We start from the raw sequence: 17,235 nt of genomic DNA, 5'->3' as shown, positions 1-17,235 counted from the left end.
GTGCCGGCGTCCGTCCACATGGGAGCGACGATGGAATGCGTGTTTTGCCGTGAAGACGGCGGCGAGGTGCTCTGGCAGGACGATGCGCTGCGCGTCGTGCTGGCCACGGGCGAGCACGACTACCCGGGCTTCTGCCGGGTGATCTGGGGTGCGCACGTGGCCGAGTTCTCCGATCTCGGCGAGCCCGAGCGGGCACATCTGATGCGCGTGGTCTACGCGGTCGAGCGGGCCGTGCGCCGCGTGATGCAACCGAACAAGGTGAATCTCGCGAGCCTCGGCAACATGGTGCCGCACGTGCACTGGCACGTGATTCCGCGCTTTTCCAACGATGCCCATTTCCCGCAGCCCGTGTGGGCGCCGCGCCAGCGCAGCGTGTCCGAGGCGCTGCTGCGCTCGCGCGCGGCGCAGGCCTCGCTGCTGCACAATGCGGTGCGCGAGGAAATTCAACGCATGACCGATTCGAGGCAAGCATGAGCGGTTTGACTTCCACGACGCCGATTCCGTCCGGCGTCGTCGTGCACGCGGTGTCGCGCGTACTCGAATTGCAGTACCCGAACGGCGAGAACTTCCGGATTCCGTTCGAGCTGATGCGCGTCTATTCGCCGTCGGCCGAGGTGCGCGGCCACGGGCCCGGCCAGGAGACGTTGCAGACCGGCAAGCGCGAAGTGACGATCACCGCGCTCGAAGGCGTCGGCAACTACGCGCTGCAGCCGACGTTCTCCGACGGCCATTCGACCGGCATCTACTCGTGGGACCTGCTGTACGAGCTGGCGACGCAGCAGGACGCGCTGTGGCGCGACTATTTCGACAAACTGAAGGCGGCGGGCATCGAGCGCGACGCCCCGATGCAGGCGGCCCCAGCGCCGCACGGCCACTGCCACTGAAATCGACGGCGCCCGCTCGGCGCCGTCTTGCCATTTACTGAGGATCAACGCGATGAGCAAAACCCACTTCGGCTTCGAAAGCGTCGAGGAAAACGAAAAAGCGAAGAAAGTGGCGGGCGTGTTTCATTCGGTCGCGAGCAACTACGATCTGATGAACGACCTGATGTCGGCGGGCATGCACCGCGCGTGGAAGGCGTTCACGATCGCGCAGGCGAACGTGCGTCCCGGCTTCAAGGTGCTCGACATCGCGGCCGGCACCGGCGACCTCACCAAGTCGTTCGCGAAGGCGGCCGGGCCGACGGGCGAGGTCTGGCATACCGACATCAACGAATCGATGCTGCGCGTCGGTCGTGACCGCCTGCTCGACAAGGGCGTCGTGACGCCGTCGCTGCTGTGCGATGCCGAGAAAATCCCGTTTCCGGACAACTACTTCGACGTGGTCACGGTCGCATTCGGGTTGCGCAACATGACGCACAAGGATGCCGCGCTCGCCGAAATGCGTCGCGTGACGAAGCCCGGCGGCCGCGTGATGGTGCTGGAATTCTCGAAAGTCTGGGATCCGCTGAAAAAAGCGTACGACCTGTATTCTTTCAAAGTATTGCCGTGGCTTGGCGACAAGTTCGCGAAAGATGCTGAAAGTTATCGGTATCTTGCTGAATCTATCCGGATGCACCCCGATCAGGACACACTGAAGACGATGATGGAACAAGCGGGCCTCGATGCCGTCAAATATTACAATTTGTCAGGTGGCGTGGTAGCTTTACACCTAGGGACCAAGTACTAAGGGGTTCTTTCCCTACATTCGTCTTACATTCGGAGAAGCTGATGTCTGAATCGCGTTCGTTGTTCAACCGTAGCAAGCCGTCGAAGCCGTGGGCTCGACGGGTCGGCACGCTGCTGATGGTCGGCCTGCTCACGGCCGGCACGTTCGCATCGCTCGACGCCGAAGCGAAGCGCATGGGTGGCGGGCGCAGCATCGGCCGCCAGAGCTCCACCGTCACGCAGCGCCAGGCCACGCCGCCCGCGCAGCAGCCGATGCAGCAGGCCGCACCGTCGCAGGCGCAGCGTACGAACCCGGCCGCGCCCACGCCGGCCGCGCAGCCCAACCGCTCGCGCTGGCTCGGGCCGATCGCCGGTCTCGCGGCCGGTCTCGGCATCGCGGCGCTGCTGTCGCACTTCGGTCTCGGCGGCGCCTTCGCGAGCATGATGGCGAACGTTATCGTGATCGCGTTGCTCGCGATGGTCGGCATCTGGCTGGTCCGCAAGTTCATGAACCGCCGTCGCCCGCAGGAGCCGGCGTATTCGGTCGGCGGCGCGTCGTCGTCCTCGGGCGGCTATTCGCAAAGCCCGTCGTTCCAGCAGGGCAACACCGGCGGTAACTACGCGGGCAGTGGCAGCAGCTATGCGAACGAAGCGCAGGGCGTGTTCGGCGGCGGCGCGGCGGCCGCCGGCGCGGCAGGCGCGATGGCGGCTGCGCCGCTCCAGGTGCCGGCCGGCTTCGACACCGAAGCGTTCCTGCGCAGCGCGAAGGTCTACTTCGTGCGCCTGCAGGCGGCGTGGGATCAGGGCAACCTGGCCGACATCCGCGAGTTCACGACGCCCGAAATGTTCGCCGAGATCAAGATCGACCTCGATTCCCGAGGCAACGACGCGAACCAGACCGACGTCGTGCAGCTCGACGCGGAACTGGTCGCGATCGAGGATCGCGGCATCGAGCAGTCGGCGAGCGTGCGCTTCCACGGCCTGATCCGCGAAGCGGCGAATACGTCGGCTGCGCCGTTCGACGAGGTCTGGAACCTGTCGAAGTCGGGCAGTCAGGGCTGGCTGCTCGCGGGTATCCAGCAGATCAACACGCATTGAGCGTGGCCGGCGGCCCGTGCCGCCGGGTACCCGGGCGACGGCCGCCGCCCTGCGACCGCTTGCCGCCCGCGTGTACGGTCAGGCACGGTCCGCCATCGATCCGACGTTACAATAGAAACCCGCGTGGGCGCCCGGCCTGCGCGGGTTTTTCTTTCCCAGCCCGATGACCTTTGCCGCCAAGCCTTTTGCTGCTGCCGTCAATCACCTGCTCGCGCGCGAATCGTGGGCGCGCGACCGCCTGATTCCCTACGCGGGCAAGACTGCCCGGATCGACGTGCCTCCCGTCACGCTCACGCTGCTGGTGCAGCCCGACGGCTATCTGTCGGCTGTCGACGCGCACGATGCGCAACAGGTCGACGTGTCGATCGCGCTTGCCGGCGATACGGTCGCCGCGTTCCTGCAGGGCGGCCAGGCGGCCGTGATGAAGCACGTGAAGATCGAGGGCGACGCGGAATTCGCGACGCAGATCGCGAAGCTGGCCGAGCATCTGCGCTGGGAGCCGGAAGAAGATCTCGCGAAGCTGGTCGGCGACGCGGCGGCGTACCGGATCGCGACGGTCGTGCGCGACGCCGGCGCGCGCGCGCGCCGCACCGGCCGCAACGTGCTCGACTCCGTCGCCGAATACTGGCTCGACGAGAACCCGCAAGTCGTCCGGCGCGCGTCGCTCGGCGGCTTCGACGCCGAACTGGCGCGCGCACGCGATGCGCTCGCGCGGGTCGAAAAGCGGGTCGAGCGACTCGAACAAAAAATCGGCGCGCGCACGGGTTCCGGCCCGCGCGGCGCGCACTGAGGGCCGCAGGGCATGCGCATTTTCCGTTTCATCAAGATTGTCTACACCGTCATCCGCTTTGGTCTCGACGAAGTGATGCTGTCCCGGATCGACGACCGGCGCGTGAAGCTGCTGCTGCGGATCACGACGATCGGCCGCCGCTACTCCGATCCGCCCGCCGTGCGGCTGCGCCACGCGCTCGAAAGCCTCGGCCCGATCTTCGTGAAGTTCGGCCAGGTGCTGTCGACGCGCCGCGACCTGCTGTCGGTCGATTTCGCGAACGAACTCGCGAAGCTGCAGGACCAGGTGCCGCCGTTCGATTCGGCCGTCGCGATCGCGATCATCGAGAAGTCGCTCGGCGCGCCGGTCGACGAACTGTTCGATGAATTCGAGCGCGAGCCGATCGCGAGCGCATCGATCGCGCAGGTGCATTTCGCGAAGCTGAAGCAGGGCGTGCACGCGGGCAAGGCGGTCGCCGTCAAGGTGCTGCGGCCGAACATGCTGCCGGTGATCGATTCCGACCTCGCGCTGATGCGCGACATCGCGACGTGGACCGAGCGCATGTGGGCCGACGGCCGGCGCCTGAAGCCGCGCGAGGTCGTCGCCGAATTCGACAAGTACCTGCACGACGAGCTCGACCTGATGCGCGAGGCCGCGAACGGCAGCCAGCTGCGCCGCAACTTCGCGGGCCTCGACCTGCTGCTCGTGCCCGAGATGTTCTGGGATTTCTCGACGTCGCAGGTGCTCGTGATGGAGCGCATGACCGGCGTGCCGATCAGCCAGGTCGAGACGCTGCGCTCGGCCGGCGTCGACATCAAGAAGCTCGCGCGCGAAGGCGTCGAGATCTTCTTCACGCAGGTGTTCCGCGACGGTTTCTTCCATGCGGACATGCACCCCGGCAACATCCAGGTGAGCCTCGACCCGAACACGTTCGGCCGCTATATCGCGCTCGATTTCGGGATCGTCGGCGCGCTGTCCGATTTCGACAAGAACTACCTCGCGCAGAACTTCCTCGCATTCTTCAAGCGCGACTACCACCGCGTCGCGACGCTGCACCTCGAATCGGGCTGGGTGCCGCCGGAGACGCGCGTCGAGGAACTCGAAAGCGCGATCCGCGCGGTGTGCGAGCCGTATTTCGATCGCGCGCTGAAGGACATTTCGCTCGGCCAGGTGCTGATGCGTCTGTTCTCGACGTCGCGCCGCTTCAATGTCGAGATCCAGCCGCAGCTCGTGCTGCTGCAGAAGACGATGCTGAACGTCGAGGGGCTCGGCCGTTCGCTCGACCCCGAACTCGACCTGTGGAAGACCGCGAAGCCGTATCTCGAGCGCTGGATGACCGAGCAGATCGGCCTGCGCGGCTGGTACGAGCGGTTCAAGGTCGAGGCGCCGCAGTGGAGCAAGACGCTGCCGCAACTGCCGCGCCTCATCCACCATGCGATGGCCGCGCGCCACGACGCGCCGCGTGCCGCGAGCGAGGAGCTGATGCGTCAGGTCCTCGTCGAGCAGAAACGGACGAACCGGCTGCTGCAGGCGTTGCTGATCTTCGGCCTGGCCGTCTGCGTCGGGGCGCTCGTCGCGCGCGTGCTGCTCGCGCTCGCGTACGGCGCTTGATCGAAAGGAGCCGCGCGATGTCCGAACCGAAACAACCGTCCGTGCCGGGCGCCGCCGATTTCGCGACGCGCGACCCCGGCAGCGCATCGTTCTGGGACGAGCGTTTCGCACGCGGCGTGACGCCGTGGGAATTCGGCGGCGTGCCGGACGGGTTTCGCGCATTCGCGCAGCGGCGCGATTCGTGTGCGGTGCTGATTCCCGGCTGCGGCAGTGCGCAGGAGGCCGGCTGGCTTGCGCAGGCCGGCTGGCCGGTGCGTGCGATCGATTTCGCCGCGCAGGCGGTCGCCGCGGCGAAGGCGCAGCTCGGCGCGCACGCGGACGTCGTCGAGCAGGCCGATTTCTTCACGTACCGGCCGCCGTTCGACGTGCAGTGGGTGTACGAGCGTGCGTTCCTGTGCGCGTTGCCGCCGAGCCTGCGTGCGGGCTATGCGGCGCGGATGGCCGAGCTGCTGCCCGCGGGCGGGTTGCTGGCCGGCTATTTCTTCGTGGTGGCGAAGCCGAAGGGGCCGCCGTTCGGGATCGAGCGGGCGGAACTCGACGCGCTGCTCGCGCCGCACTTCGAGCTGGTCGAGGATTTGCCCGTGACCGATTCGCTGGCCGTGTTCGACGGGCACGAGCGCTGGCTCACGTGGCGTCGCCGCTGATGCGCGGGCGTCGCGGCCGTTGCCGGAGCGCGCCGGGGTTTCGGCTATAATTCAAGGTTTTGCAAGCCGTTTCCAGTTTCTGCGGGAAAAAATATCATGCCGATCTACGCCTATCGATGCGAAGCGTGCGGTTTCGCGAAGGACGTGCTCCAGAAGATGAGCGACGCGCCGCTGTCGCAATGCCCTGAATGCGGGAAGGATGCTTTTCGCAAACAGGTGACCGCCGCCGGTTTCCAGCTGAAGGGCTCGGGGTGGTATGTCACCGATTTCCGCGGCGGCTCGGGCGGCGCCAGCGCACCGGCGACGGCGTCGGGCGACGCGGCGCCGGCGGCGCCCGCGACGGAAGCCGCACCCACCGCGGCCGCGCCGGCTGCGGCGAGCAGTTCGGGCAGCACCACGGCGACGAGCGCCGCGCCGGCTCCGGCCGCGACGCCCGCCGCCGGCAGTTGACCGTCGCGGCCCGGCCGGGTCGCGACCAACCCGCGCTTCCGGCGCGGTTCATTGACGGCAGATGATGAAAAAGACGACCCTGAAAACGGTGTTCCTGACCGGCTTGCTGGTTCTCGTCCCGCTCGCGATCACGCTGTGGGTGCTCGGCCTCATCATCGGCACGATGGACCAGACGCTGCTCCTGCTGCCCGAATCGTGGCAGCCCGAGCGGATGCTCGGCTTCCATCTGCCGGGGATCGGCGCGGTGCTGACGCTCGCGTTCATCTTCGTCGTCGGGCTGGCCACGCAGAACTTCATCGGCCAGAAGCTCGTCACGTGGTGGAACGCGGTCGTGCGTCACATCCCGGTCGTCGGGCCGATCTACACGAGCGTCAAGCAGGTGTCGGACACGCTGCTGTCGAGCAGCGGCAATGCGTTCCGCAAGGCGCTGCTGATCGAATACCCGCGCCGCGGCTCGTATACGATCGCGTTTCTGACCGGCACGCCCGGCGGCGACGTGGTCAACCATCTGACGGAAGAGTACGTGAGCGTGTACGTGCCCACGACGCCGAACCCGACGTCGGGCTTCTTCCTGATGCTGCCGAAGAGTGAAGTCATCGAACTCGACATGTCGGTCGATGCCGCGCTCAAGTACATCGTCTCGATGGGCGTCGTGGCGCCTTCGGCGCCGGCTCCGGCGCCCGCCCGCCGTCCCGTCGAGCCGCCGCTGTAAGTAAAGAATCATCGCCCGGGCCGCGCGTTGCGGCGCCCGTTGATCAAACCGAACGAAAGCAAACATCATGTCGATGCGTACTGAATACTGCGGTCTCGTGACCGAACACCTGCTGGGCCAAACCGTGTCGCTGTGCGGCTGGGTGCAGCGCCGCCGCGATCACGGCGGTGTGATCTTCATCGACCTGCGCGATCGTGAAGGCCTCGTGCAGGTGGTGTGCGACCCGGATCGCGCGGAAATGTTCGCGACCGCCGAAGGCGTGCGCAACGAGTTCTGCGTGCAGATCAAGGGCCTCGTGCGCAACCGTCCGGAAGGCACGGTCAACGCCGGCCTGAAGAGCGGCAAGATCGAAGTGCTGTGCCACGAACTGAACGTGCTGAACGCGTCGGTCACGCCGCCGTTCCAGCTCGACGACGACAACCTGTCGGAAACGACGCGCCTCACGCACCGCGTGCTCGACCTGCGCCGCCCGCAGATGCAGCACAACCTGCGCCTGCGCTACCGCGTCGCGATCGAGGCGCGCAAGTATCTCGACGAGCAGGGCTTCATCGACATCGAAACGCCGATGCTGACGAAGAGCACGCCGGAAGGCGCGCGCGACTACCTCGTGCCGTCGCGCGTGAACGCGGGCCAGTTCTTCGCGCTGCCGCAGTCGCCGCAGCTGTTCAAGCAGCTGCTGATGGTCGCGAACTTCGACCGTTACTACCAGATCACCAAGTGCTTCCGCGACGAGGATCTGCGCGCCGACCGTCAGCCGGAATTCACGCAGATCGACTGCGAAACGTCGTTCCTCGGCGAGCAGGAAATCCGCGACCTGTTCGAAGACATGATCCGTCACATCTTCAAGACGACGATCGACGTCGAACTCGACGCGAAATTCCCGGTGATGCCGTACTCGGAAGCGATGGCGCGTTTCGGTTCGGACAAGCCGGACCTGCGCGTGCAGCTCGAATTCACCGAGCTGACCGACGCGATGAAGGACGTCGACTTCAAGGTGTTCAGCACGCCGGCCAACGCGAAGGACGGCCGGGTCGCGGCGCTGCGCGTGCCGAAGGGCGGCGAGCTGTCGCGCGGCGACATCGACGGCTACACGGAATTCGTGCGCATCTACGGCGCGAAGGGCCTCGCATGGATCAAGGTCAACGAGAAGGCGAAGGGCCGCGACGGCCTGCAAAGCCCGATCGTCAAGAACCTGCACGACGCATCGATCGCGGCGATCCTCGAGCGCACCGGCGCTGAAGACGGCGACATCATCTTCTTCGCGGCCGATCGCGCGAAGGTCGTCAACGACAGCCTCGGCGCGCTGCGCCTGAAAATCGGCCATTCGGAATTCGGCAAGGCGAACGGCCTCGTCCAGGCCGGCTGGAAGCCGCTGTGGGTCGTCGACTTCCCGATGTTCGAATACGACGACGAAGACGCGCGCTACGTCGCCGCGCACCATCCGTTCACGAGCCCGAAGGACGAGCACCTCGAGTATCTCGAGACCGACCCGGGCCGCTGCCTCGCGAAGGCGTACGACATGGTGCTGAACGGCTGGGAAATCGGCGGCGGCTCGGTGCGTATCCACCGCGAGGAAGTGCAGAGCAAGGTGTTCCGCGCGCTGAAGATCGGCGCGGAAGAGGCGCAACTGAAGTTCGGCTTCCTGCTGGACGCGCTGCAGTACGGCGCGCCGCCGCACGGCGGTATCGCATTCGGTCTCGACCGCATCGTCACGATGATGGCCGGCGCCGATTCGATCCGCGACGTGATCGCGTTCCCGAAGACGCAGCGCGCGCAGGATCTGCTCACGCAGGCTCCGAGCCCGGTCGACGAACGTCAGCTGCGCGAGCTGCACATCCGTCTGCGTCAGCCGGAGCAGCCGAAGGCGTAACGCGCTTCTCGCAGGTCGTGTGCGCGCGGTCACGCCCACACAACGCCCATGAAAAAGGCGCAGCGATGCGCCTTTTTCATTTTTTGCGGTACAGTCGCAGCACTTGCCGCACGTTCGGGCACAGGCCCCGCGCACGGCCCTGTGCCGCATGAAACAAAGATGACGAAGCCGCCGAAAATCCCCGAATCCGTTCTCGTCGTGATCTACACGCCCGATCTCGATGTGCTCGTGATCAAGCGTGCCGACCAGCCCGATTTCTGGCAATCGGTCACCGGCTCGAAGGACGCGCTCGACGAGCCGCTCGCGCTCACCGCCGCGCGCGAGGTGGCCGAGGAAACCGGCATCGCGGTCGGCACGCCGGCCGTGCCGGCCACCGCGCTCGTCGACTGGCATCACCGGATCGAATACACGATCTATCCGCAATACCTGCACCGCTATGCGCCGGGCGTCACGCGCAACGTCGAGCACTGGTTCGGCCTGTGCGTGCCGCATCGCGTCGACGTGACGCTGTCGCCGCGCGAGCACGTCGACCATGCTTGGCTGCCGTTCCGCGAGGCGGCCGCGCGCTGCTTCTCGCCATCGAATGCCGAGGCGATCCTGCAATTGCCCGCGCGCGTGGCCCTCGCGCGTGCGCCGCACGGCTCGTCCGCATGAATGCGGAGACCCGCAAGCGCTTCGCGCAATTGCGGCAGATGTTCCTGCAGGAGCGCGGCTCCGCGTCGCGGCTCGCGTTTACGGCCGGCAATACCGTGCGGCTGTGCGAAACCGGCGCGGAATTCTTCCAGGCGCTGATCGAACGGATCGATGCGGCGCGCGAGCAGGTGATGCTCGAAACCTACATCTTCTGCGACGATGCGGCCGGCCGCCCGGTGTCGGACGCGCTGATCCGCGCGACGCAGCGCGGCGTGCGCGTGCGCGTGATCACCGACGGCATCGGCACCGCCCGCCTGCCGCTGTTCGACACATGGGCCGGGGCCGGCGTCGAGCACTGCATCTACAACCGCTTCCTGTTCGGCCGCTTCGGCTTCTCGCGCACGCACCGCAAGCTCGCGGTGATCGATCACGCGGTCGCGTTCTGCGGCGGCATCAACATCGTCGACGACTACACGCAGGGCAGCGCGACGCTGCCGTTCCCGCGCTGGGATTTCGCGGTCGAGATGGCGGGGCCGGCGGTGTCCGACGTGCGCGCCGCGTTCGAACTGCAGTGGCACCGGATCCGGTTCGGCCACAAGCCGTATGCACAGTACGCGGCCGGGCTGCATGGCGGCGAGGCGTTCCCGGAGATGTTCCGGCGCTGGATGCGCAGCCACCGATGGATCAAGGCCGGCGCGCTGCGGGTCGTGACCGAGCCGAGCGTTGCATTCGTCGCGCGCGACAACGTCGTGAACCGCCGCGCGATCGAGAAGGCCTATCTCGCGGCGATCGGCCAGGCGCGCCAGCGGATCCTGCTCGCGAATCCGTATTTCATGCCGGGCCGCAAGCTCCGCCGCGCGCTGACGGGGGCGGCACGGCGCGGCGTGGACGTGCAGGTGCTGATCGGCCGCAAGGAGTTCACGGCGCTCGATACGGCCGTACCGTTCCTGTATCACTCGCTGTTGCGCGCGGGCGTGCGCGTTGCCGAATATGACAAGACGATCCTGCACGGCAAGGTCGCCGTGATCGACGACAACTGGGCGACGGTCGGCTCGTCGAATCTGGACGCGCTGAGCCTGATGCTGAACAATGAAGCGAACGTCGTGCTGGTGCGCTACGATGCAGTGACGAACCAGTTGCGCGACGCGATCGCCACCGCGTTCGCCGAAGGCCGGGAGATCGACGCCGCGCACTACGCGGCGCGCCCGCGCGTCGAGCGGCTGCTGAACTGGCTTGCGTACAACACGTACCGCCTCGTGATGAAGGCGCTGACGGTCGGCGGTTACGACTGACGCAGACTAAGTATTCGCTTCAAAAAATCTGTCCGCACGTTCGTGCGGAAAAGCCGCTCCGGTCCCGCCGGAATCGCGCAAAATAGCGGCTCGGTTAGACACCGGTTTCTAATAATTTCCTTGTTTCGCGAGCGGCCGCACTCAATAATAGTACGGCCGTTCGATTTTATTCGAACCCCCGAACGGTTACAGAAATAGCTATGCGAAAAGGCGAACAGACGCGTGCCGCAATACTCGAAGCTGCTTTGGACCTCGCCAGCCGTGACGGGCTGGAGGGGCTGACGATCGGCCTGCTGGCCGAGCGCATGCAGATGAGCAAGAGCGGCGTGTTCGCGCACTTCGGATCGCGCGAAGACCTGCAGGTCGAGGTCGTCCGCGAGTACCACCATCGTTTCGAAAACGAGGTGTTCTTTCCGAGCCTGCGCGAGTCGCGCGGTCTGCCGCGTCTTCGGGCGATGCTGGCGCGCTGGATCGAGAAGCGCATCCAGGAGGTGACGACCGGGTGCATCTACATCAGCGGCGCAGTGGAGTACGACGACCGGCCGGACAGCCCCGTGCGCGAGCAGTTGATCGCGAGCGTGACCGCCTGGCGTGCCGCGTTGCTGCGCGCCATTTCGCAGGCGATGGAAGAAGGGCATCTGCGCGCGGATACGGATCCGGAACTGATGCTCTTCGAGTTGTACAGCTTCACGCTCGGCCTGCATCACGACGCACGCTTCCTGCATTCGCCGGACGCCGTGCGCCTCACGTGGGCCGCGCTGGAAAAGACGATTGTTTCGTATCAGAGCGAGAGCCGTTAGCGGCGCGTGACCCGCCCGCCACGAGCTCGAGCCGTTGCCCACCTTTGGAGAGAGTCATGGGACAGTACGCCGCGCCGCTGCGCGACATGCAATTCGTGTTGCACGAGCTTCTGAACGTCGAAGCCGAAGTCAAGCAAATGCCCAAGCATGCGGACCTCGACGCCGACACGATCAACCAGGTCCTCGAGGAAGCGGGCAAGTTCTGCTCCGAGGTACTGTTCCCGCTGAACCAGGTCGGTGACCGCGAAGGCTGCACGTATGAAGGCGACGGCGTCGTGAAGACACCGACCGGCTTCAAGGAAGCCTACCAGCAGTACGTCGAGGCCGGCTGGCCGGCGCTCGGCTGCGATCCGGACTACGGCGGCCAGGGCCTGCCCGCGTTCGTGAACAACGCGCTCTACGAAATGCTGAACTCGGCGAACCAGGCATGGACGATGTATCCGGGCCTGTCGCACGGCGCGTATGAATGCCTGCACGCGCACGGCGCGCCGGAACTGCAGCAGCAATACCTGCCGAAGCTCGTGTCGGGCGAATGGACGGGCACGATGTGCCTGACCGAGCCGCACTGCGGCACCGACCTCGGCATCCTGCGCACCAAGGCCGAACCGAACGGCGACGGCTCGTACTCGATCAGCGGCACGAAGATCTTCATCTCGAGCGGTGAGCACGACATGTCGAAGAACATCGTCCACCTCGTGCTCGCGCGCCTGCCGGACGCGCCGCAGGGCACGAAGGGGATCTCGCTGTTCATCGTGCCGAAGTTCATTCCGGACGCGTCGGGCGAGCCGGGCGAGCGCAACGGCATCAAGTGCGGCTCGATCGAGCACAAGATGGGCATCCACGGCAACTCGACGTGCGTGATGAACCTCGACGGCGCGAAGGGCTGGATGGTCGGCGAGCCGAACAAGGGCTTGAACGCGATGTTCGTGATGATGAATGCCGCGCGCCTCGGCGTCGGCATGCAGGGCCTCGGCCTCACGGAAGTCGCGTACCAGAACTCGCTGACGTACGCGAAGGAGCGCCTGCAGATGCGCTCGCTGACGGGCCCGAAGGCACCGGACAAGCCGGCCGACCCGATCATCGTGCACCCGGACGTGCGCCGCATGCTGCTCACGCAGAAGGCTTACGCGGAAGGCGCGCGTGCATTCACGTACTGGTCCGCGCTGCAGATCGACAAGGAACTGTCGCACGCCGACGAAGCCGTGCGCAAGGAGGCGGCCGACCTCGTCGCGCTGCTCACGCCGATCATCAAGGCGTTCCTGACCGACAACGCGTTCGAGTGCACGAACCACGCGATGCAGATCTACGGCGGCCACGGCTTCATCTCCGAGTGGGGCATGGAGCAGTACGTGCGCGACGCACGGATCAACATGATCTACGAAGGCACGAACTCGATCCAGTCGCTGGACCTGCTGGGCCGCAAGGTGCTCGGCGACATGGGCGCGAAGCTGAAGAAGTTCGGCAAGCTCGTGACCGAATTCGCGGAAGCCGAAGGCGTGAAGCCGGAGATGGCCGAGTTCATCAACCCGCTCGCCGACATCGGTGAAAAGGTGCAGAAGCTGACGATGGAAATCGGCATGAAGGCAATGCAGAACCCGGACGAAGTCGGCGCTGCCGCCGTGCCGTACCTGCGCACTGTCGGCCATCTGGTGTTCTCGTACTTCTGGGCGCGCATGGCGCGTCTCGCCCTCGATAAGGAAGCATCGGGCGACCCGTTCTACAAGTCGAAGCTCGCCACCGCCCGCTTCTACTTCGCGCGTCTGCTGCCCGAAACGGCATCGACGATCCGCGCCGCGCGCGCCGGTTCGAAGACGCTGATGGAAGTCGACGAATCGCTGTTCTGACGCGAGACCGGGCGGTGCGCGCCGCGCGCCGCGCCGCCCGAACGCAACGGTTCCTGGTACTCACTTCGCCGTGCAGCCCTCACATTCCGCGCTGCACGACACTATCCGGAGACATCCCGTGAGCAATTTCCTGATTCGCAAGGTCGCCGTGCTGGGCGCCGGCGTGATGGGCGCGCAGATCGCCGCGCACCTCGTCAACGCGCGCGTGCCGGTGCTGCTGTTCGACCTGCCGGCCAAGGAAGGCCCGAAAAACGCGATCGCGCTGAAGGCGATCGAGAACCTGAAGAAGCTGTCGCCCGCGCCGTTCGGCGTGAAGGACGATGCGAAGTACCTCGAAGCGGCGAACTACGAAGACGACATCGCGAAGCTCGCCGAATGCGACGTCGTGATCGAGGCGATCGCCGAGCGGATGGACTGGAAGCACGACCTGTACAAGAAGGTCGCGCCGCACATCGCTTCGCACGCGATCTTCGCGACCAACACGTCGGGGCTGTCGATCACGAAGCTGTCCGAAGGATTCTCGGACGAGCTGAAGTCGCGCTTCTGCGGCGTGCACTTCTTCAACCCGCCGCGCTACATGCACCTCGTCGAGCTGATCCCGACCGCGCATACGCGTGCCGAAATCCTCGACCAGCTTGAAACCTTCCTGACGAGCGTCGTCGGCAAGGGCGTCGTGCGCGCGAAGGACACGCCGAACTTCATCGCGAACCGCGTCGGCATCTTCTCGATCCTCGCGGTGATCACCGAGGCCGCGAAGTTCGGCCTGCGCTTCGACGAAGTCGACGACCTGACGGGCAGCCGCCTCGGCCGCGCGAAGTCGGCGACGTTCCGCACCGCGGACGTGGTCGGCCTCGACACGATGGCGCACGTGATCAAGACGATGCAGGACAACCTCGCCGACGATCCGTTCTTCCCGGTCTACCAGACGCCCGCCGTGCTGGCCGAACTGGTGAAGCAGGGCGCGCTCGGCCAGAAGACGGGCGGCGGGTTCTACAAGAAGGAAGGCAAGGCGATCAAGGTGCTCGACGCGAAGACGGGCGCCTACGTCGATTCCGGTGCGAAGGCGGACGAAACGGTCGGTCGCATCCTGAAGCGCCCGCCGGCAGAACGCCTGAAGCTGCTGCGCGAGACGGATCATCCGCACGCGCAGTTCCTGTGGTCGATTTTCCGCGACGTGTTCCACTACATCGGCGTGCATCTGGAGTCGATCGCCGACAACGCGCGCGACGTGGACCTCGCGATCCGCTGGGGTTTCGGCTGGAACGAAGGCCCGTTCGAAGGCTGGCAGGCCGCCGGCTGGAAGCAGGTCGCCGAGTGGGTGCAGGAAGACATCGCGGCCGGCAAGGCGCTCGCGAACGTGCCGCTGCCGTCGTGGGTGCTCGAAGGCCCGGTCGCCGAGAAGGGCGGCGTGCACACGGCCGAAGGCTCGTGGGCGCCGGCATCGAAGCGCTTCGTGCCGCGTTCGGACCTGGCCGTGTACGGCAAGCAGGTGTTCCGCGCGCCGCTCATCGGCGAAACCGGCGCCGATCCGAAGACGTACGGCAAGACGCTGTTCGAGACCGACGCGGTGCGTGCGTGGGTCGACGATCGTGCCGGTGAAGACGACGTCGTGATCGTGTCGTTCAAGTCGAAGATGAACACGATCGGACCGAGCGTGATCGACGGCCTCGTGCAGGCGATCGAACTCGCGGAGAAGGACTACAAGGGCGTGGTGATCTGGCAGCCGACGTCGCTGAAGCTCGGCACGCCGGGCGGCCCGTTCTCGGCCGGCGCGAACCTCGAAGAGGCGATGCCCGCGTTCATGATGGGCGGCGCGAAGGGCATCGAGCCGTTCGTGAAGAAGTTCCAGGAAGGCATGCTGCGCGTGAAGTACGCGAACGTGCCGGTCGTCGCGGCCGTGTCGGGCATCGCGCTCGGCGGCGGATGCGAGCTGATGCTGCACAGCGCGAAGCGTGTCGTGCACGTCGAGAGCTACATCGGTCTCGTCGAAGTGGGCGTCGGCCTCGTGCCGGCCGGCGGCGGCCTGAAGGAAGCGGCGCTGCGTGCGGCGGACGCCGCGACGGCCGCGAACGCGACCACCGACATCCTGAAGTTCGTCACGAAGTCGTTCGAGAACGCGGCGATGGCGAAGGTGTCGGCGTCCGCGCACGACGCACGTGCGATGGGCTACGTGAAGCCGTCCGACACGATCGTCTTCAACGTGTTCGAACTGCTCGACACCGCGAAGAAGGAAGCGCGTGCGCTGGCCGATACCGGCTACCGCGCGCCGCTGCGCGCGAAGGACGTGCCGGTCGCGGGCCGCTCGGCGATCGCGACGATCAAGGCATCGCTCGTCAACATGCGTGACGGCCGCTTCATCAGCGACCACGACTACCTGATCGCGAGCCGCATCGCCGAAGCCGTGTGCGGCGGCGACGTCGAAGCCGGCAGCCTCGTCGACGAAGAATGGCTGCTGGCGCTGGAGCGCCGCGCGTTCGTCGAGCTGCTCGGCACGCAGAAGACGCAGGAACGGATCATGGGCATGTTGCAGACCGGCAAGCCGGTGCGTAACTGAGCGAGCAGACAAGGAGTCTGAAATGAGCAAACAATTGCAAGACGCATACATCGTCGCCGCCAGCCGCACCCCGATCGGCAAGGCCCCGCGCGGTGTCTTCAAGAACACGCGCCCCGACGAGCTGCTGGTTCACGCGATCAAGTCGGCGGTCGCGCAGGTGCCGGGTCTCGACACGAAGGTGATCGAGGACGCGATCATCGGCTGCGCGATTCCGGAAGCCGAGCAGGGCCTGAACGTCGCGCGCATGGGCGCGCTGCTCGCGGGCCTGCCGCAGACGGTCGGCGGCGTGACGGTCAACCGTTTCTGCGCGTCGGGCATCACCGCGCTCGCGATGGCGGCCGACCGCATCCGCGTCGGCGAATCGGACGCGATCCTCGCGGGCGGCTGCGAATCGATGAGCATGGTGCCGATGATGGGCAACAAGCCGTCGATGTCGCCGCACATCTTCGATCGCAGCGAAGACTTCGGCATTGCGTACGGGATGGGGCTGACGGCCGAGCGCGTCGCCGAGCAGTGGAAGGTGAGCCGCGACGACCAGGACGCGTTCTCGGTCGAATCGCACCGCAAGGCGCTCGCCGCGCAGCAGGCCGGCGAATTCGGCGACGAAATCGCTGCGTACACGATCACCGAGCGTTTCCCGAACCTCGCGACCGGCGAAGTCGACGTGAAGACGCGCGAGATCAAGCTCGACGAAGGTCCGCGCGCGGATACGTCGCTCGAAGGCCTCGCGAAGCTGCGCACGGTGTTCGCGAACAAGGGCTCGGTCACGGCCGGCAACAGCTCGCAGACGTCCGACGGCGCGGGCGCGCTGCTCGTCGTGTCGGAGAAGGTGCTGAAGGAATTCAACCTGACGCCGCTCGCGCGCTTCGTGAGCTTCGCGGTGCGCGGCGTGCCGCCGGAAATCATGGGGATCGGCCCGAAGGAAGCGATTCCGGCCGCGCTGAAGGCCGCCGGCCTGAAGCAGGACGATCTGGACTGGATCGAGCTGAACGAAGCGTTCGCCGCACAATCGCTGGCGGTGATGCGCGATCTCGGCCTCGATCCGTCCAAGGTCAACCCGATGGGCGGCGCGATCGCACTGGGCCACCCGCTCGGCGCGACCGGTGCGATCCGCGCGGCGACCGTCGTGCACGGCCTGCGCCGCCGCAACCTGAAGTACGGGATGGTCACGATGTGCGTCGGCACCGGCATGGGCGCCGCGGGCATCATCGAACGCCTGTAAGCGGGACGCGACGAAAAGCGACGACGGTGCGCGGGCCACGAGCTCGCGCACCGTTTTTTCATTCCGGTAGAGACAGTCAAAGGAGACGGT

General features: G+C 66.3%; 16 protein-coding genes. All 16 read left to right on the top strand.

Annotated elements, in window-relative coordinates:
* The first annotated feature begins 30 nt into the window (after nucleotides 1-30).
* The 16 genes from CFB49_RS14820 (at nucleotide 31) to CFB49_RS14745 (ending at nucleotide 17,145) form a co-directional block, all read left to right on the top strand.
* Complete coding sequence (locus tag CFB49_RS14820; protein ID WP_011546191.1) at nucleotides 31-474, top strand: HIT family protein; 444 nt, start codon at nucleotides 31-33, stop codon at nucleotides 472-474.
* A complete protein-coding gene (locus CFB49_RS14815) occupies nucleotides 471-884 on the top strand; it encodes a gamma-butyrobetaine hydroxylase-like domain-containing protein (RefSeq protein ID WP_069619590.1) in 414 nt (137 codons plus the stop codon). The genes CFB49_RS14820 and CFB49_RS14815 overlap by 4 nt, the downstream gene beginning before the upstream one ends.
* A gap of 52 nt (nucleotides 885-936) precedes the next feature.
* A complete protein-coding gene (gene ubiE / locus CFB49_RS14810) occupies nucleotides 937-1,668 on the top strand; it encodes a bifunctional demethylmenaquinone methyltransferase/2-methoxy-6-polyprenyl-1,4-benzoquinol methylase UbiE (protein WP_006477837.1) in 732 nt (243 codons plus the stop codon).
* A 41-nt stretch (nucleotides 1,669-1,709) separates the two neighbouring features.
* Nucleotides 1,710-2,744 carry a Tim44 domain-containing protein gene (locus tag CFB49_RS14805; RefSeq protein WP_069619591.1) on the top strand — a complete coding sequence of 345 codons (1,035 nt, stop codon included), beginning with the start codon at nucleotides 1,710-1,712 and terminating at the stop codon, nucleotides 2,742-2,744.
* A 163-nt stretch (nucleotides 2,745-2,907) separates the two neighbouring features.
* A complete protein-coding gene (locus tag CFB49_RS14800; protein ID WP_006487883.1) occupies nucleotides 2,908-3,534 on the top strand; it encodes a ubiquinone biosynthesis accessory factor UbiJ in 627 nt (208 codons plus the stop codon).
* A gap of 12 nt (nucleotides 3,535-3,546) precedes the next feature.
* Nucleotides 3,547-5,124: a ubiquinone biosynthesis regulatory protein kinase UbiB gene (ubiB, locus tag CFB49_RS14795; RefSeq protein ID WP_089491648.1), complete on the top strand. Its 1,578-nt coding sequence runs from the start codon at nucleotides 3,547-3,549 to the stop codon at nucleotides 5,122-5,124.
* Nucleotides 5,125-5,141: 17 nt separating this feature from the next.
* Nucleotides 5,142-5,768: an SAM-dependent methyltransferase gene (locus CFB49_RS14790; RefSeq protein WP_089435618.1), complete on the top strand. Its 627-nt coding sequence runs from the start codon at nucleotides 5,142-5,144 to the stop codon at nucleotides 5,766-5,768.
* A 96-nt stretch (nucleotides 5,769-5,864) separates the two neighbouring features.
* Nucleotides 5,865-6,218, top strand: a complete 354-nt coding sequence (locus tag CFB49_RS14785) for an FmdB family zinc ribbon protein (RefSeq protein ID WP_089435617.1) — start codon at nucleotides 5,865-5,867, stop codon at nucleotides 6,216-6,218.
* A 61-nt stretch (nucleotides 6,219-6,279) separates the two neighbouring features.
* The gene (locus CFB49_RS14780; protein ID WP_006477842.1) at nucleotides 6,280-6,930 is read left to right on the top strand and encodes a DUF502 domain-containing protein; all 651 of its coding nucleotides are present in this window, start codon (nucleotides 6,280-6,282) and stop codon (nucleotides 6,928-6,930) included.
* A gap of 67 nt (nucleotides 6,931-6,997) precedes the next feature.
* Nucleotides 6,998-8,800, top strand: coding sequence for an aspartate--tRNA ligase (gene aspS, locus CFB49_RS14775; RefSeq protein ID WP_006477843.1), 1,803 nt, complete (start codon nucleotides 6,998-7,000; stop codon nucleotides 8,798-8,800).
* Between the two features lie 159 nt (nucleotides 8,801-8,959).
* Complete coding sequence (gene nudB, locus CFB49_RS14770) at nucleotides 8,960-9,454, top strand: dihydroneopterin triphosphate diphosphatase (RefSeq protein ID WP_069619594.1); 495 nt, start codon at nucleotides 8,960-8,962, stop codon at nucleotides 9,452-9,454.
* Nucleotides 9,451-10,725, top strand: coding sequence for a cardiolipin synthase ClsB (clsB, locus tag CFB49_RS14765; RefSeq protein ID WP_069619595.1), 1,275 nt, complete (start codon nucleotides 9,451-9,453; stop codon nucleotides 10,723-10,725). Before nudB ends, clsB begins: the two co-directional genes overlap by 4 nt.
* A 200-nt stretch (nucleotides 10,726-10,925) precedes the next feature.
* Complete coding sequence (locus CFB49_RS14760) at nucleotides 10,926-11,525, top strand: TetR/AcrR family transcriptional regulator (RefSeq protein ID WP_006477846.1); 600 nt, start codon at nucleotides 10,926-10,928, stop codon at nucleotides 11,523-11,525.
* A gap of 56 nt (nucleotides 11,526-11,581) precedes the next feature.
* On the top strand, nucleotides 11,582-13,369 hold the full coding sequence (locus CFB49_RS14755) for an acyl-CoA dehydrogenase C-terminal domain-containing protein (RefSeq protein WP_069619596.1): 1,788 nt from the start codon (nucleotides 11,582-11,584) through the stop codon (nucleotides 13,367-13,369).
* Between the two features lie 118 nt (nucleotides 13,370-13,487).
* Nucleotides 13,488-15,923, top strand: a complete 2,436-nt coding sequence (locus tag CFB49_RS14750) for a 3-hydroxyacyl-CoA dehydrogenase/enoyl-CoA hydratase family protein (RefSeq protein WP_069619597.1) — start codon at nucleotides 13,488-13,490, stop codon at nucleotides 15,921-15,923.
* A 22-nt stretch (nucleotides 15,924-15,945) separates the two neighbouring features.
* The gene (locus CFB49_RS14745; protein ID WP_089435615.1) at nucleotides 15,946-17,145 is read left to right on the top strand and encodes an acetyl-CoA C-acyltransferase; all 1,200 of its coding nucleotides are present in this window, start codon (nucleotides 15,946-15,948) and stop codon (nucleotides 17,143-17,145) included.
* The last annotated feature ends 90 nt before the right edge of the window (nucleotides 17,146-17,235 follow it).

The sequence above is a fragment of the Burkholderia sp. AU17457 genome (assembly GCF_002223255.1).
Lineage (GTDB): Bacteria > Pseudomonadota > Gammaproteobacteria > Burkholderiales > Burkholderiaceae > Burkholderia > Burkholderia sola.
The sequence above is the reverse complement of the archived record's forward strand: the minus strand, read 5'-3'. Positions and strand labels throughout refer to the sequence as shown.

What these genes read in the sequence shown, in the direction of transcription:
- clsB (WP_069619595.1), top strand. Translation starts at nt 9,451, where the DNA reads ATGAATGCGGAGACCCGCAAGCGCTTCGCGCAATTGCGGCAGATGTTC.
- CFB49_RS14815 (WP_069619590.1), top strand. Translation starts at nt 471, where the DNA reads ATGAGCGGTTTGACTTCCACGACGCCGATTCCGTCCGGCGTCGTCGTG.
- ubiB (WP_089491648.1), top strand. Translation starts at nt 3,547, where the DNA reads ATGCGCATTTTCCGTTTCATCAAGATTGTCTACACCGTCATCCGCTTT.
- ubiE (WP_006477837.1), top strand. Translation starts at nt 937, where the DNA reads ATGAGCAAAACCCACTTCGGCTTCGAAAGCGTCGAGGAAAACGAAAAA.
- CFB49_RS14780 (WP_006477842.1), top strand. Translation starts at nt 6,280, where the DNA reads ATGATGAAAAAGACGACCCTGAAAACGGTGTTCCTGACCGGCTTGCTG.
- CFB49_RS14800 (WP_006487883.1), top strand. Translation starts at nt 2,908, where the DNA reads ATGACCTTTGCCGCCAAGCCTTTTGCTGCTGCCGTCAATCACCTGCTC.
- CFB49_RS14785 (WP_089435617.1), top strand. Translation starts at nt 5,865, where the DNA reads ATGCCGATCTACGCCTATCGATGCGAAGCGTGCGGTTTCGCGAAGGAC.
- nudB (WP_069619594.1), top strand. Translation starts at nt 8,960, where the DNA reads ATGACGAAGCCGCCGAAAATCCCCGAATCCGTTCTCGTCGTGATCTAC.
- aspS (WP_006477843.1), top strand. Translation starts at nt 6,998, where the DNA reads ATGTCGATGCGTACTGAATACTGCGGTCTCGTGACCGAACACCTGCTG.
- CFB49_RS14755 (WP_069619596.1), top strand. Translation starts at nt 11,582, where the DNA reads ATGGGACAGTACGCCGCGCCGCTGCGCGACATGCAATTCGTGTTGCAC.
- CFB49_RS14805 (WP_069619591.1), top strand. Translation starts at nt 1,710, where the DNA reads ATGTCTGAATCGCGTTCGTTGTTCAACCGTAGCAAGCCGTCGAAGCCG.
- CFB49_RS14745 (WP_089435615.1), top strand. Translation starts at nt 15,946, where the DNA reads ATGAGCAAACAATTGCAAGACGCATACATCGTCGCCGCCAGCCGCACC.
- CFB49_RS14820 (WP_011546191.1), top strand. Translation starts at nt 31, where the DNA reads ATGGAATGCGTGTTTTGCCGTGAAGACGGCGGCGAGGTGCTCTGGCAG.
- CFB49_RS14760 (WP_006477846.1), top strand. Translation starts at nt 10,926, where the DNA reads ATGCGAAAAGGCGAACAGACGCGTGCCGCAATACTCGAAGCTGCTTTG.
- CFB49_RS14790 (WP_089435618.1), top strand. Translation starts at nt 5,142, where the DNA reads ATGTCCGAACCGAAACAACCGTCCGTGCCGGGCGCCGCCGATTTCGCG.